We start from the raw sequence: 14,826 nt of genomic DNA, 5'->3' as shown, positions 1-14,826 counted from the left end.
GTGGGTAGTCAGACGGTGAAGCTGGTGACGCCGTCGACGACGCGGGCCAACTGTTCCTCGGTGAGCCCCGGCCACAACGGCAGCCGCACCAGCGTCGCGGAGAACTCGGCGCTGCGGGTGCACGGGAACGGGGTGCGGCCCAGCTTCAAACCGGCGGGGGAGGAGTCCAGCGGCACATAGTGGAACGGTGCCACGATGCCGAGCTGCGACAGATGCCGGATCAGGTCGTCGCGGCGATCCTCGGTCGGCACCCGCAGGTAGTACAGGTGCGCGGTGTGCTCCCGATCCGCCGGCACCGACATGAGGCGAACGTCGTTGCGGGCGGCCCACTCCGGCAGCGCGGCCGCGTAGTGGTCCCACACCCGATGCCGATTGAGCTGGATCGTCTCGAACTCGGTGAGCTGCGCGTCCAGCACCGCCGCGTTCAATTCGCTGGGCAGGTACGAGGATCCGATGTCCTGCCACGAGTACTTGTCCACCGCGCCGCGCAGGAACCGCGCCCGGTCGGTGCCCTTCTCGCGAATGATCTCCGCCCGCGCCATGAGGATCTCGTCGGTGAGCAGCACCGCGCCGCCCTCACCGCAGTGCACGTTCTTGGTGTCGTGGAACGACAGCGCGCCGACCGTGCCGATGGTGCCCAGCGGGCGACCCCGGTAGTAGCCGCCCAGCCCGTGCGCATTGTCCTCGATGATGGCGAACCCGTGCGAATCCGCCAGCCGCTGCAGCCCTTCCATATCGGCGGCCACACCGCCGTAGTGGATGACCATGACGGCCTTGGTGCGCGGCGTGATGGCGCGCGCCACCGACTCCGGATCCAGATTGCCGGTGGCGTCGTCGATATCGGCGAATACGACGGTCGCGCCGCGCATGGCCATGGCCGTCGCGCTGGAGGTGAAGGCGAAACTCGGCACGATGACTTCGTCGTCGGGCCCGAGTTCCAGCAGCAGCCCGGCCATTTCGAGCGCGTGCGTGCAGGAGGTGGTCAGCAGCGCGTGCGGCGCACTCGTGATCTCGCGCAGCTTCGCGGTGGCCTTCGCGGTGAACGGGCCGTCGCCGTGGCTGTGGTCCGAGGACAGCACGGCCTCCACGTTCGGCAGTTCGCCGGCGGCGCGGAAGGGGCGGCTGAAGATGATGCGGTCACTGCTCACGCGCGCGGGACTCCCTCGTTCTCGAACCGAATGGTGTTGCCGTCGTGCCGATCACGCAGCTGCTCGGGGCGCGGTGTCGGCGTCTGGACGGTGAGGTAGAGCGGCTTGCCGACCAGCACATGCAGTGCCACGCCGAGGTATTCGGCGATCAGGCCCAGCGAGAACAGGATCGCGCCCGAGCACAGCAGCAGCACCGTCATGAGCGACGCCCAGCCCTCGGGATCACCGCTGCTGTTGGTCAACCGGTGGTAGACCACCCAGCCCGCCATGCCGAGCCCGCCCAGCGCCAGCGTCACGCCCAGCATGCTCACCACACGCAGGCCGCGAGTTCCGCTGCACAGCACCATCTTCCAGAACAGCGAGAACAGGCGACGGTAGTTGTAGCCGGACTCCTCGCGGCCCTCGGCGCGCAACTGCACCGGCACCTGCGCGACATCGCCCACCACCCAGGTGAGCGCCACATCCAGATAGACGCCATTGGAGGCCACCTGCGCCAGCTGCCGGGCGATATCGCCGCGAATCAGGCGGTAGCTCTCGAACCGGGTCGAGTCGGGGAAGGCGAACAGCGTCGCCAGCACCAGCTTCGCGCCGCGCGAGGTGATATTGCGCAGGAAGCCGTGCGGGCGGGTGTTGACCGGCTTGGAGTACACCAGATCGGCGCGCTCGTTCAGCGCCGTGTCCAGGAAGTCGGGGATGAACGCCGGATCATGCTGGCCGTCCTCGTCCATGGTGACTGTCCAGTCGCCGCGCGCCTCGGCCATGCCCGCGATGGTGGCGGCATCCTGGCCGTAGTTGCGGCTCAACCACACCACCCGCACCTGCGGGTAGGTTTCCTCGAGTTCGCGCAGCACCACATCGGAGCGATCGGGACCGTGATCGTGCACCAGCACGATCTCCTCGACCGCGAAACGCGCGCCCTGCGGTGTGGTGTTCGGCTCACCGAGCTTGTCCAGCTCGCTGACCAAGGTGGCGATGGTGTCCTCGCCGCGATACACGGGCACCACGACGGACACCGCGTGCACCCGCACGGGGCGCTCGCCGCCGGAGGTCACGCTGGGGTCGCTCGCATGCGTACGGGCGGACGGAATCGGCATCAGCTGAATGTACTTTCGATGACGGTGTGTGGCGGAACTCCTCGCCGGAAAACGGGGCCCGAGCCGCGCTGAACTCTAACACGCTGCTGGTCGCGGCAATCGGCGCGAAGGGTGATCACCGAACCCATCATTGCGTACCTCGCAGTCTGGCGCAGGATCGCGTAACCCCCATGGACACAGGGTTGCCGTGCGCGCCCACGCGGCTCTGCGTCGGGGTTCACGCGGGGCTGCGTAAGTGTGATCGACAGCGCCGCCCTGTAGGGTCTGGAACTCGTGGTGGAAAGCTCAGTTTCCAAGGTGGTCGGGGCCACCGAATCCGGGCAGGACAACGGTGCCGAATCGTCGCGGAGCGACGTGCCCGCGCAGCCGTCGGATCGTCCGGTCGTGTCCGACCGTAGCGCGCGGCGTGAGGTGTACCGCTGGGGCGCCATCACTGCGCTCGGTGTCACCCTCGGCTACCTCGCCGTCATCCTGGCCAACCCCCGCCACTTCTTCACCGACGACACCGAATCCCAGTACAGCGGACTGTGGGTGTTCTTCGGCCGCGCCTTCCGCGACGGCCACTTCCCGCTGCTGATTCCCGAGCAGTGGATGACCGGCAACTACACCAATGAGGAAGCGGGACTTTTCAATCCGCCGCAGCTGCTGATCGATCTGATCGCGCCCTCGGTCCCGAATCTCGTTGTGCTGGCCAGCATCGTGAAGCTGATCTTCGCGATCATCACCGGGCTCGGCGTCTACCGCGTCTGCCTGGTGTACGGGTCGCGCCCGCAGTGGGCGGCGGTCGCCGGTGTCGCCATGCCGTTCACCGGTTTCTTCCTGTTCTTCGACGAGGCCAGCTGGTTCACCGCCATGTCCGGCACCGCCTGGATGGTCCACGCGTGGGCGTCCTCGGAGCGGTATCTGCGCGGCAAGGGCGGGCCCATCCCGGTCTTCGTCTACCTGTACCTGGCGATCTCGGTGCAGTACGTGTTCCCGTCGGTCGAGGCCGTGCTGATGCTGCTCGCGGTCGCCGTCGGGTACCTGGTGTGCCAGGGCAGCGACCTGCGGACGCGGACGCGTGAAGCACTCGCCCCGCTGCTGCGGCTGATGGCCGCGGCGGTGTTCGCGGGTCTCGCCGGTCTGCTCACCTTCCTGCCCTCGATGCTGTCGGCGCAGGTGACCGCGCGCGGCAATTCGCAGATCAACAACGATCAGTTCCTGACGGTGCCATGGTCGGAATCGCTGAACCCCAGCCTGCCGACCACCATGCCCGCCTTCACCTCCTGGTGGGGTTACGTCCAGCCGCTGCCCATGACCTACATCGCCTGGTTCCTGATCCCGGCGCTGGCCTTCGTGGATTGGAAAGCGGCACAGAAACACTGGAAGCAGTTCATCGCCATCGCCCTGTTCGCGCTGATGGCGTTGATGTGGACGGCCGGACCCGGCGTTGTCGGCCCGCTGCGCTGGCCCGCCCGCGTGCTGCCCATGCTGGCGTTGGGCCTGCTGGTGCTGGTGTGCGTGCTGCTGGGCCGCTTCGGCACACTGCGCGATCGCAAGAAACGGATCATCGCGGCCCTGGTGCTGGTGCTCGCGCTGTGGGTGCGGACCTTCTCCGCCGACCCACACGATGTCCTCTGGCATCTGGGTTCCGCGGCCGTGGTGATCGCGCTCGGGCTGGGCGCGGTGTGGCTGGGACGCACTCGCGGCGTGTCCGCCGCCACGGCGCTGGTGATCGCGGCCATGGTGCCCATCGCCTGGTTCCAGGTGTGGTGGGTGCAGCCCACCCCGATGTCGTGGAACCTGCCCGCCAACCGCACCGAGGCGATGGCCGCGTTCCCGAAGTTCGAGGGCGGCACCACCCTTCAGCTCGCCAATCGCGGACTCGTGCAACCCGCCGAGAAGAACCTCGACGGCGCGTACGGCTCACTGGTGTGGGGCAACTACGCCAAGCACCTGGAACGCGACGGCTACGTCAACGGGTACACGCCCAACGGCTACTTCTACTTCATGCAGATGCTGTGCATGGAATGGGATTCCAGCGTCTGCCCCGACTCCTACCGGCGACTGTTCGGCCCCGAACCCACCACCGGGCGCACCCTGGCCGACCTGATGCTCATCGACCGAGTCGTTTTGCAGAAGGCCATGTTCCCGGACGCGGGCAACCAACCCGCCCCGGACGGCTGGCATTTCGTCGACGTGCCCGGACACGAGAAGTACATCTGGGTGCTCGAACGCGACGGCGGGGCCATCTCCGGCGTGAACGGGCGCATCGGCGACGCCCACGACGTGACCGCCACCTCCGTCGAGGAGACCGACAGCACCAGCAAGGTGCGGGTGTCCTCCGAGACCGGCGGTCGCCTCACCTTCGCCCGCCTGGCCTGGCCCGGCTACCGCGTCACCCTGAACGGCAAGACCATCCCGTTCCACACCGTGTCGAAAGTCTTCGTGGCCGTGGACATTCCGGCGGGCACCTCGAACGCCGAACTGGAGCTGAGCTGGCGTCCGCCGGGCTGGAAGATCGGAATCGGCAGCGCCGCAGCCGGACTCGTCGGCATCGGCCTGCTGCAGTGGCTCTACATCCGCAACCGCCGCCGCGGTCAGGACGCGCCCGCGCTCGAACAGCTCGACGACGATCCGGACCGCCACCTGGTCGGCTCGGCGCAGTGACCGACGCCCCACCCACGCTCTCCCACGTGCATCCCGAACCCGAACCGGTCGCACCCGCCGGGCCGCTGCTGCGGTTGGTGCGCCGGCAGGAAGTCGCGTTCGCCCTGGTCGGCGGCTTCAACACACTGATGGGCATGGTGCTCACCATCATGTGGCTGAGCATCCTCGGCGACATGGTGTCCAAGGACGTCGCCGCCGCGCTGTCGGTCGCGCTGGCCTACGCCGTCGGCATGGTGATCGCCTTCGTCATGCACCGCACCCTCGTGTTCCGCGTCCGCGGCCACATCCTGCGCGACTTCATCGCCTTCGTCGGCGTCAACCTCGTCGGCATGGTCCTCAACATGATCCTGTTGCAACTGGCGGTCTCCCTCCTGCACGCCCCCGCCAAACCCGCGGCCGTCGTGGTCATGGGCCTGGTAGCCGTCATCACCTTCTTCGGCCACCGCCACATCAGCTTCCGCCGCCCCACCGATTCCCCACCCGCCCCCGACGCCCGGTAGATTCCCTCCCATGTCGGAGGAAACCCTGGACGCCACCCTGCTGAGCCTGCTCGCCTGCCCCCAGGACAAGGGCCCGCTCCACCTCGCCCACACCCCCGCGGGTGACACCGTCCTCTACAACCCCCGCCTCCACCGCGCCTACCCCGTCGACAACGGCATCCCCGTCCTCCTCATCGACGAGGCCCGCGACGTCTCCGACGAAGACCACACCTTCTTCCTCACCCAGAACTGACGGCGCTTTCCACGCCCGACCCCCCACCCGGGAATCCATTAGGGTTCCCGGGTGAGCACTTTCGGGGGACCAGGACCGTCGCAGCATCCGTATGACCCGAGCGGTTTTTCACCGAACACGTTCGCGCCGCCGGGTCCGGGTGGGTTGACGCCGCAGCCGCCGGGTTCGGTTGGCGGAGTACCGGTTCCGGCCAGGAACGCCGCAGCGGCAATGGCGGCCGGTGGGCTGCTCATCTTGCTCGCGGTGCTGTTCGTGGTCGGTTCGTTGCTGAAACTGGCCGAGTTCCGGGGCGCCGGGAATCCCTCGAACGGGCTCGAGGCGTTCCATACGGAGTGGGGCGCATGGTCACTCGCCAATGCCGACGTCGTGGATTCGTCCGGTGCTACTCAACAGTGGCTCGGGATCCCGATGATCGTGGCCGCGCTGGCGGGAGCGGTCGGCGCGGTGCTACTGCTGACCGGACTCGCGACGCGACGTCGCGGGGCACTCGGGGTCGCGGTCGCGGCGGCGGCCATGACGCTCGGAGTGGCCGCGGCTACCGTCGCCGATGTCGTATCTGCATTGATCACCAGCGATTCCACCGTCACCACGAGCCTCGGAGCGGGCTTCTGGATTTTCGCGGTCTCCTTGCCCATAGCTGTGGTGGCGCTGGTCGCGGTAGCGATCGGTGGCGCTGCGACGCGCCCGAACGCTCCGGTGGACAGTGCCGGGCGGCCGCTCGGCGCGAAGGCCGGTGGCCTCGACATCGTCGTCGGCATCCTGCTCATCCCGCTGGCCGGTCTGACGGTGGCCGCCACGTTCTTCGAACAGTCCTCCGGGGTCTCCCTCTGGTCGGCATGGAACCACGAGACGCAGATCTCCGGTGCCGTGCTGGTGGCCGGTGCGGCCGGCGCATTGATCGCGGCGGTGCTGTCATTCGTGGGGCGCGGCCGGCTGATGGCATCCGCCTGCGCCGCTATCCTTTTCGCATCCGGGCTGCTGCTGTCGGTGGACACGGTCGACCTGGAACTCTCGGGCCCCGTGCAGCTCTCCGACTTCAAGCTCGGCGCCTGGCTCCTGTTCGCTTCCACCGCAATCGCATTGCTCGTGACGGTGCTCGCGGTCCTGGCCACCGCCACGAAACCGGGCTTCCGTACCCCGTACGCCCCGTTCCCGCAACAATATCCAGGCTGGGCACCGCCGCAGGGAAACCTGCCCGGTCAACCACAACCCGCGCCAGCCATCCCGACTCCGCCTCCGACCTGGGTTCAGCCGCCACAGGTCCCGCAGGCATGGCCGCAGCATCCGGCTCCGCCGCAACCGGTTTGGCCACAGCCCGAACAGGGCTGGGAACAGCCCCCGCAGGCGCGATAACGCCCCAGGCCCGACCCCGGAGAATCCACTAGGGTGCCCGGGTGAGCACTTTCGGGGGACCAGACCCATCGCAAAACCCATATGGCCCAGGCGGTAACTCGCCCAACCCATTCGCCCAGCCACTCCCCGGCGGTCCCGACTCACCGCCGCCCGGCCCGGCGTCGCCGTGGCCGGATGTGCAAGCGCGCCAGGGATTCGCCTTTCCTGCGCCTGCCGGAGCTGTGCCTCCCGCATCAGCTGGACCCGGGCCGCTCGGGACCGGCGGAGCCGCCTCGCCGAGCCCGGGTGGCTTCGGGGCACCGGTTCCGACTGCATCGGCGTGGTCGAATCCGGCTGGTGGAGCCCAGGTTCCGGCCACAGGTCGTGGACTGGATGTGGTGGCCGGTGTGCTGTCGATACTGCTCGCGGCGCTTTTCGTGGTGGGTTCGCTGCTGCATCTGGGCGAGTTCCGGCTTGCCCCGGATCCGCGTGTGCCTCGCTCGATTGCCGACCGATATCACCAGACGTGGGGCGCTTGGTCGTTCAGCGGCAGCGGACTTACGAACCAGCCCGCGCACACCCAGCAGCTGCTCGGTATTTCCATGATCGTGGCGGCCGTAGCGCTGGTGATCGGTGGCTTGCTACTGATCACAGGCCTGACGAGGCGGTTCGGGGCGGCTCGCGCGGTCACCGCGGCGGGCGTGGGCATGGCCATCGGGCTGGCCGTGACCCTGGTGGTCGACATTGTTTCGATGCTGCACAACAACCGTCCGCACCTCACCATGAGCCTCGGACCCGGGTTCTGGGTATTCGTCGTGTCTGTGTTCGTCGCCTTCGCGACGCTGGCTTGCGTGCTGTTCGGCGGGATCTCGTCGCGTGCGGCGGCACCGGTGGACAGCACTGGAAGGCCGCTGGCCCGCCGGATCGGTGGTCTGGAGATCACGGTGGGTGTACTGCTGGTCCCGCTCGCCGGCTTACTGGTGGCCGCCACGTTCACTCACCAGATCGACGGTGACACCCTGTGGACGACGTGGAACCACAAGGTGCAGTTCGCCGGCGCGCCGGTGGTTTTCGGCGCGTTTGTCGCTCTCGTCTCGGCGGTGCTGTCATTCGTGGGGCGCGGCCGGACAGCGGGATCCATCAGTGCGGGAGCTCTTTTCGGGTGCGGACTGCTTCTCGTGCTCAACACCGTCGACCAGGAACTGTTCGGTCCGGTGGGCTTCGGTGACCTCGGTGTCGGTGCCTGGCTCCTCTTCGTTGCCACCGCCCTGGCTCTGATCGTGACGGTGCTCGCCATCGCATCCGCTGCGGCCAAGCCCCGTTACCGCACCCCGTACGCCCCGGTCGCACAACAGCATCCAGGCTGGTCACCGTCCGCGCCGCAGCAACCGGTGCCGGTGCAGCAGGGTTGGCCGTCGGTGCCGCCGGGGTGGGTGCTGGTGCCGGAAGGTTCGGTGCAGGCGCGGCAAGGGTGGACGCCGCCGATTCCGGGTCCACCGGAAGGTGCTGCGCCTTCGGACCAATCGCGCTGAGGTCAGGGCTCCAGGGGGAGGGTGCCGGTGAAATAGCGCTGGAGGGTGGGGCCTACCGTGGCGGCGAGTTCTTCGACCGTCATGGAGGCGATGGGGTCCAGGCGGAGGATTTTGCGGGTGACCAGGAGGCCCGCCAGCTGGGAGGCGGCGAGGGCGGCGCGTCTGGCGCCGGTGCCGGGGGGCGAATCCACGCGGGGGCGGATGGATTTGAGGACTACGTCCAGGATGAAGGTGCGGGCCAGGGCGGGGTCCTCGCTGCCGAGGAGGCTGCGGAAGGCCGCGATGGTGGGGGCGCCGAAATCGGAGTCCCAGATCGGGACGACCGTGCGGATGATGGTTTCGCCGAGCTCGGAGACGGGGATGACGGCGAACCGGTCCAGGATGTCCTGGGGGTCGATGGGGAGTTCCAGTGCGGCGGCGAAGAGTTCGTGCTTCGTGCCGAAGTAGTGGTGGACGAGGGCGGGGTCGACACCGGCGGCCGTCGCGATGGAGCGGATGGACGCCTTGTCGAAACCGACCGCGGCGAAACGCAGCCGGGCGGCGTCGAGGATCGCCGCCCGGGTGCCGGAGTTGCCTGGGCGGCGACCGCTTCGGGTATTGCCCGACGTCACGCAGTCCGCCGGCGTAGGGTGGCCGCGCCCAAACCCAGTGCGACAGCGGCGAAGGCGGCCACGATGAGGATGTCGCGCCACATCTGACCGGTGACACCGGTATGGGTGGACACCTGCTGCAGGCCGTCGACCGCGTAGCTCAGCGGCAGCACATTGCTGATCGCCTCCAGCCAGCCGGGCAGTTGCCCGCGCGGAACCAGCAACCCGCACAGGAAGAATTGCGGCAGCACGATCACGGGCATGAACTGTACGGCCTGGAATTCGGTGCGCGCGAACGCACTGGCCAGCAGCCCGAGCGCGACGCCCAGCACCGCGTCCACGATCGCGATGAGCACCACCAGCATCGGGCTGCCCGCCGCGCTCAGCCCCAGCAGCCAGAACGCCACCAGGCACGCCACTCCCGCCTGCACCGCCGCCGCGATGGAGAACGCCGTCCCGTACCCGGCCAGCAGATCCAGCTTGGCCAGCGGCGTGGTCATCAACCGCTCCAAAGTCCCCGAAACCCGTTCGCGCTGCATGGCGATCGCGGTGATCAGGAACATGACCACGAACGGCAGGATGCCGAGCATGGTGATGCCGATCCGGTCGAACAGTCGCGGCTGATGCGGCAACTGCGGATAGTTCTTGTAGACGAAATACAGCAGCGTCATCAGCAATGCGGGCACCAGCACGATCATGGCGACCGTGCGCCGATCGGCCCGCAACTGCTTCAAGATCCGCACGGTGGTGGCGGTGTAGCAACCCAGCGGCCGCGGACCCGCCGGACGTGCTCCGGCCTGCGTCGAAAAGGTCGCGCTCACAGCTCTTCTCCCATCCGGATCAGCTTGAGAAAGGCGCTCTCCAGACTGGATTCGCCGGTGTCGGAACGTAGTTCGGCGGGGGAGAGCTGTGCCAGCAGGCGACCCTCCCGCATCAGCAGCAGCTGATCGCAGTGCTCGGCCTCGTCCATGACGTGACTCGAAACCAGCAGGGTCCGACCCTGTTTCGCGAGCGCGTGGAACTGCTCCCAGAGATCGGCGCGCAGCACCGGGTCGAGCCCGACCGTCGGTTCGTCGAGCACCAGCAGTTCCGGATCCGCCACCAGCGCGCACGCCAGCGAGACCCGGGTGCGCTGACCACCCGACAGTTCGTTGCCGCGATGATCCATATGACTGGTGAGACCCACTGCCGCCAAGGCGGTTTCGACCCCGTCGTGCGAGGCCCCGTAGAGCGCCGCGAAGTACGCGACATTGTCGGCCACGGTCAGATCGTCGTAGATGCTCGGCGCCTGCGTCACATACCCGACCCGTCGCCGCAGCCCCCGCGAACCGGCCGTGTCGCCGAGCACGCTCACGGTGCCGGATTCGATGATCTGGGTGCCGACGATGCTGCGCATGAGCGTCGTCTTCCCGCACCCCGACGGCCCCAGCAGTCCGGTGATGCTGCCCCGGGGCACGGTCAGGCTGATGTCCTGCAGAACCTGATGCCCACCGCGCCGAACCTCCAGATGTTCGATGGCGATGGCATCGGTAGTCGTGGCTGGTGCCGTCACGGTCACCCTCAATTCATCGAGTGTTGAATTCACTACGTGATGAATTCTGCGCCCGATCGCTCCCCGTGGCAAGACCCGCGATTCGTGTCGCGATTTCGGCGTGTCGATGAGGCCGAGCGCCCGCTATCGTCTGACCAAATCGTGACGAACCACGCGAGCTCGGCCAGTCCGGGCGCAAACCGCCGCCGCGCGACCGAGAATCGCCCCATGCGTGTACTCCTGACCGGCGCGGCCGGTTTCATCGGTTCGCACATTCACCGCGCGGCCCTCGCCGCGGGGCACGAGGTGGTCGCCGCCGACCTCATGCTCGCCGCCGCCCACGGTTCCGCCGCCGTGCCACCCGCCGGCATCGCCCGCGTCGACGTGCGCGATCCGTACGGACTCGACGAACTGCTGCACGGCATCGACGTGGTCTGTCATCAAGCGGCCGTGGTCGGCGCGGGCGTCAGCGCGCAGGACGCGCCCGCCTACGCCAGCCACAACGACTTCGGCACCGCGGTGCTGCTCGCGGCCATGGAACGCGCGCACTGCCGCCACCTGGTGCTGGCCTCGTCGATGGTCGTGTACGGCGAGGGCCGCTACGTCGACTCCGCGGGCGTGCCCGTCGATCCCGCCCCGCGCACCCGCAACGACCTCGACAACGGCCGCTTCGACCACCGCGGCCCCGACGGCCGCCCACTGGCCTGGGCACCGATCGACGAGGACGCCGCGCTGCGCCCGCGCAGCATCTACGCCGCTTCCAAAGTGGCGCAGGAGCATTACGCCCTGGCCTGGGCGGCGGCCACCGGCGGCACCGTGACCGCGCTGCGCTACCACAATGTCTACGGACCCGATATGCCCAGGGACACACCGTATTCCGGGGTCGCCGCCATCTTCCGGTCCGCGCTGGAGGCGGGTGAGGCTCCGCGAGTCTTCGAAGACGGCACGCAGGCACGCGATTTCATCCACGTCCGCGATATCGCCGCCGCCAATGTCGCGGCACTCGAGCATCCGCTGGGCGCGTTCACACCGCTCAATATCGCCTCGGGTAACCCCGTCACCATCGGTGAGGTGGCCGCGATTCTGGCCAAGGCGTACGGCGGCAAGCAGCCCGTGGTCACCGGTGACTACCGCAGCGGCGATGTCCGCCATATCGTGGCCGGCCCCGAACGTGCCCGCCGCACACTGGGTTTCATCGCCGAGACCACCCCCGGCAACGGCCTCGCCGAATTCGCCACCGCCCCGCTGCGGGCCACCGCCGGAGCCGGAGCCCCCACCTGGCGGTGACCCGCTACCAGTTGGTGAGAATCAGGTGATTGATCATCAGCGCCCCCGCCGCCTGCACGACGAGCCAGAAGCGCGTGCTGTGGCGGGGAAGCAGCGCGGTCGCGGCCAGCGCCCACACGTCGAACGGCAGCCAGATGCGTTCGGTCTCGGCCTTGCTCAAGCCGCTGATATCCGCGATCAGGATGGCGGCGATCCCGGCGGCCGCCATCAGCGCGGCCGGATCGACGTGGGATCGCCAGCGGCGCAACCACTCTCGAACCGGATTCACCGGAAGCACCTCCAGCTCGACCAGCACCCGGCAGCTCGCCGCGGCGGTGGCCAGACCGACCGCGCACACCGTCGCCGCGAGATTGCCCCACACCCAGTAGGAGTAGGGCCGGGTGCTGGCGATCCCCTGGTAATACCGTTCCACCACCAGGTGATAGCCGGTCAGCCACCAGAATCCGGCCGCCGCGAACGCGCCCACCACGGCGAGCGCACCGGCGAGCGCGGGCAGCGCGGGCCGCCACGAGCGCGCCAGCAGTACGGCGGCAGCCGGAATCACCAGCAGCACCAGGCCGTAACTCAGAAAGAGGGTGAAGCCGAACAGGAGGCCCGACCCGACCGCGGCGAGCACCCAGCCCCGCCCGAGTCGCGTAGCCAGGGCCAGCAACGCCACCGCCCACGCACCGACGCCCGCGAACAGCCCGTCCGCCGAGACGGCGATCCAGATGACCGCGGGCAGCAATGCCAGGAAAGGTGTTGCGGCACGGGCCCGATGCTCGGATCCCAACGCGCGCAACGTGAACGGCACCGCCGCCGCGGCACTGGTGCCCACCAGCACGCACAGCAATCCGGCCCATGCGCCCCCGCCCAGCCCGATCCGGTCGAGTCCCACGAACACCAGCAGCGCCCCCGGCGGGTGGCCGGACACGTGCGTCGTCCACGAGTCCGGCTGGAAATCCAGGATGCGCCCGGAGAATCCGCGCAGCATCGCCGGAATGTCGTGCACCCCGCCGACCTCGTGCAGGTACTCGTCGCGGGTGGTGAGGCGGCCCGCGAAACCGCGCTGCCACCCGTCCACCATGGCCAGCGCGAACGCCCAGGCGGCTGCGGTCGCCCAGGTCGCGGCCAATAGCCGGCCGAACGAGAGGCGCCGGGCCAGGTCCGGCCCGAACCGCACGACGGCCGCCGCGATCGCGACCGCGGGAACCGTGCCCCACCCGACGTGCGGCAGCCAGCCCCCGAAGATCGGTGCGGCCCCGGCATAGAGCCGATCACTCCACTGTTTGCCCTCGATTCGCGGAACCAGGAAGGCGGCGAGCACGAGCAGAAATGCCGCGAGCGCGCAGTAGCCGTCGACGCGAGTGGAGACGTAGCGTGCGACCCGGGTCGCCGAAGCGTTCGCCATGCCGGAAACCCTAGGCCCAGAACCCCGCCGGAACTGTCCGGATCGCCATTGTGCCAGCTCTTGTCATACTTTCGTCATGCGTGTCCCGGGGTCGAATCGGCCCGGTTGGCCGTACGGTCGAGGCCATGACCGACTGGGATTCCGAACCGGGGGTCACCGTGGTGATCCCCTGCCGGGACGAAGCCGAAGCCTTGCCCGGCGTACTTTCAGCAATTCCGATGGGCTACCGGGTGATCGTGGTGGACAACGGCTCCACCGACGGCACCGCCGAGGTGGCCCGCGCGGCCGGCGCGACCGTGGTGTCCGAATCGACCCCCGGCTACGGCAGCGCCGTACACGCCGGGGTCGATGCCGCCGACACCGAACTGGTCGCCGTTCTCGACGGTGACGGATCGCTGGATCCGCGCGAGCTACCGCGCCTGGTGGCCGAATTCGGTCCCGGCGTGGACATGGTGGTCGGCCGCCGCCGGGCCGTGCCGGGCGCGCTGCCGCTGCATGCGCGAATCGGCAACTGGGCCTTCGCTTTCCGGCTACGTCGACGCTACGGGCTGCGGGTCCACGATATCGCCGCCATGCGGGTGGCCCGCCGGGACCGGCTGCAGGCGCTCGGCCACCTGCACGCCCGCTCCGGCTATCCGCTGGCCCTGCTCACCGGTGCGGCCCGCGCGGGCTGGCTGGTGCTCGAACGTGACATCACCTATCGGCCGCGGACTCACGGCGAGTCCAAGGTCTCCGGTTCCTGGCTCGGCACCCTGCGGGCCGCCCGCGACTTCTGGAGCGTGCGATGAATATCGGCGAACCCACCGAGATCATGTTCCCGCGACCGGGGGTGGAAGGCCCGCTCGGCGCGGCCGACACCGTGCCCGCCACCCTGCTGGTGGTGGCGAAATCACCCATCGCGGGATTCGCGAAAACCCGTCTCACACCGCCTTTCTCGCCGGTCGACGCCGCCTACCTGGCGGCGTGCGCGTTGCTCGACACCCTGGACGCGGTGCGCGAGAGCGGGATTCGCCACCGCGTGGTGGCCTGGACCGGCGATATCGACCGTGCCGAACGCGCCATCGAACTCGCCGCGGCCCTGCGCGGCGTGTCCGTGGTCCCGCAACGCGGCGACAGCTTCGGCGAACGCCTCGCCAACGCCCACCGCGACGCCGCCGAATTCGGTGTCCCGGTGCTGCAGATCGGCATGGACACCCCACAGGCCGACGCCGACCTGCTCACCCGTTCCGCCGCCCGCCTGGTCGCCACCGGCGACGCCGTCCTGGGCCCCGCCACCGACGGCGGCTGGTGGGCGCTGGGCCTGTCCGACCCCCGCCCCGCCCAGCTCCTCGCCGACATCCCCATGTCGACCAGCCGCACCGGCGAACTCACCGAAACCGCCCTACGCCACAGCGGATGCCGAGTCCACGCCCTCCCCACCCTGTCCGACGTCGACACCTACGACGACGCCATCGCGGTAGCAGCCATCTCCCGCGGCCGCTTCGCCCGCACCGTCACCGACCTGGTGACCGCACGCACCCCCGTACCGCTCTGAGTCTCGA

General features: G+C 68.9%; 14 protein-coding genes. 8 read left to right on the top strand and 6 right to left on the bottom strand.

Annotated features, from left to right (window positions below; translation table 11 throughout):
• Nucleotides 1-8: 8 nt before the first annotated feature.
• Nucleotides 9-1,148 (bottom strand): dTDP-4-amino-4,6-dideoxygalactose transaminase, encoded by a 1,140-nt coding sequence (gene rffA, locus ACFXHA_RS43825; RefSeq protein WP_379367094.1) that lies wholly within the window; start codon nucleotides 1,146-1,148, stop codon nucleotides 9-11.
• Nucleotides 1,145-2,170 carry a glycosyltransferase family 2 protein gene (locus ACFXHA_RS43820; protein ID WP_379367253.1) on the bottom strand — a complete coding sequence of 342 codons (1,026 nt, stop codon included), beginning with the start codon at nucleotides 2,168-2,170 and terminating at the stop codon, nucleotides 1,145-1,147. Before ACFXHA_RS43820 ends, rffA begins: the two co-directional genes overlap by 4 nt.
• Nucleotides 2,171-2,653: 483 nt before the next feature.
• Here ACFXHA_RS43820 and ACFXHA_RS43815 point away from each other — a divergent pair, with 483 nt between their 5' ends.
• The 5 genes from ACFXHA_RS43815 to ACFXHA_RS43795 all read left to right on the top strand — a co-directional run bounded on the left by ACFXHA_RS43815 (nucleotide 2,654) and on the right by ACFXHA_RS43795 (nucleotide 8,487).
• Nucleotides 2,654-4,891, top strand: a complete 2,238-nt coding sequence (locus tag ACFXHA_RS43815; RefSeq protein ID WP_379367252.1) for a hypothetical protein — start codon at nucleotides 2,654-2,656, stop codon at nucleotides 4,889-4,891.
• Entirely contained in the window at nucleotides 4,888-5,391 is a 504-nt protein-coding gene (locus tag ACFXHA_RS43810; protein ID WP_379367092.1) for a GtrA family protein, read from the top strand. The genes ACFXHA_RS43815 and ACFXHA_RS43810 overlap by 4 nt, the downstream gene beginning before the upstream one ends.
• Before the next feature lie 10 nt (nucleotides 5,392-5,401).
• A complete protein-coding gene (locus ACFXHA_RS43805) occupies nucleotides 5,402-5,623 on the top strand; it encodes a Trm112 family protein (protein WP_379367090.1) in 222 nt (73 codons plus the stop codon).
• A gap of 210 nt (nucleotides 5,624-5,833) precedes the next feature.
• Entirely contained in the window at nucleotides 5,834-6,976 is a 1,143-nt protein-coding gene (locus tag ACFXHA_RS43800; RefSeq protein WP_379367089.1) for a hypothetical protein, read from the top strand.
• A 374-nt stretch (nucleotides 6,977-7,350) separates the two neighbouring features.
• Nucleotides 7,351-8,487, top strand: coding sequence for a hypothetical protein (locus ACFXHA_RS43795; RefSeq protein ID WP_379367087.1), 1,137 nt, complete (start codon nucleotides 7,351-7,353; stop codon nucleotides 8,485-8,487).
• Nucleotides 8,488-8,489: 2 nt separating this feature from the next.
• Here ACFXHA_RS43795 and ACFXHA_RS43790 read toward each other — a convergent pair whose 3' ends face one another.
• Genes ACFXHA_RS43790 through ACFXHA_RS43780 form a run of 3 tightly spaced genes read right to left on the bottom strand, consistent with a single transcriptional unit; the run spans nucleotide 8,490 to nucleotide 10,629 of the window.
• On the bottom strand, nucleotides 8,490-9,098 hold the full coding sequence (locus tag ACFXHA_RS43790) for a TetR family transcriptional regulator (RefSeq protein ID WP_379367085.1): 609 nt from the start codon (nucleotides 9,096-9,098) through the stop codon (nucleotides 8,490-8,492).
• Complete coding sequence (locus ACFXHA_RS43785; protein ID WP_379367250.1) at nucleotides 9,095-9,844, bottom strand: ABC transporter permease; 750 nt, start codon at nucleotides 9,842-9,844, stop codon at nucleotides 9,095-9,097. The genes ACFXHA_RS43790 and ACFXHA_RS43785 overlap by 4 nt, the downstream gene beginning before the upstream one ends.
• A gap of 50 nt (nucleotides 9,845-9,894) precedes the next feature.
• Nucleotides 9,895-10,629, bottom strand: coding sequence for an ABC transporter ATP-binding protein (locus tag ACFXHA_RS43780; protein WP_379367083.1), 735 nt, complete (start codon nucleotides 10,627-10,629; stop codon nucleotides 9,895-9,897).
• 207 nt (nucleotides 10,630-10,836) lie between these two features.
• Here ACFXHA_RS43780 and ACFXHA_RS43775 point away from each other — a divergent pair, with 207 nt between their 5' ends.
• Nucleotides 10,837-11,895, top strand: a complete 1,059-nt coding sequence (locus ACFXHA_RS43775; RefSeq protein WP_379367081.1) for an NAD-dependent epimerase/dehydratase family protein — start codon at nucleotides 10,837-10,839, stop codon at nucleotides 11,893-11,895.
• A gap of 4 nt (nucleotides 11,896-11,899) precedes the next feature.
• On the opposite strand, the gene ACFXHA_RS43770 is transcribed toward ACFXHA_RS43775, so the two are convergent.
• Nucleotides 11,900-13,285 carry a hypothetical protein gene (locus ACFXHA_RS43770; RefSeq protein ID WP_379367079.1) on the bottom strand — a complete coding sequence of 462 codons (1,386 nt, stop codon included), beginning with the start codon at nucleotides 13,283-13,285 and terminating at the stop codon, nucleotides 11,900-11,902.
• A 125-nt stretch (nucleotides 13,286-13,410) separates the two neighbouring features.
• Between ACFXHA_RS43770 and ACFXHA_RS43765 the strand changes: the two genes are divergently transcribed.
• Together ACFXHA_RS43765 and ACFXHA_RS43760 are read left to right on the top strand one after the other, a co-directional pair.
• Nucleotides 13,411-14,073 (top strand): glycosyltransferase family 2 protein, encoded by a 663-nt coding sequence (locus ACFXHA_RS43765; RefSeq protein WP_379367077.1) that lies wholly within the window; start codon nucleotides 13,411-13,413, stop codon nucleotides 14,071-14,073.
• Nucleotides 14,070-14,819 (top strand): DUF2064 domain-containing protein, encoded by a 750-nt coding sequence (locus ACFXHA_RS43760; RefSeq protein ID WP_379367075.1) that lies wholly within the window; start codon nucleotides 14,070-14,072, stop codon nucleotides 14,817-14,819. Before ACFXHA_RS43765 ends, ACFXHA_RS43760 begins: the two co-directional genes overlap by 4 nt.
• Nucleotides 14,820-14,826: the final 7 nt, after the last annotated feature.

Source organism: Nocardia sp. NPDC059240, assembly GCF_042753865.1.
Lineage (GTDB): Bacteria > Actinomycetota > Actinomycetes > Mycobacteriales > Mycobacteriaceae > Nocardia.
This window is presented reverse-complemented; position numbering and strand designations above follow the sequence as displayed.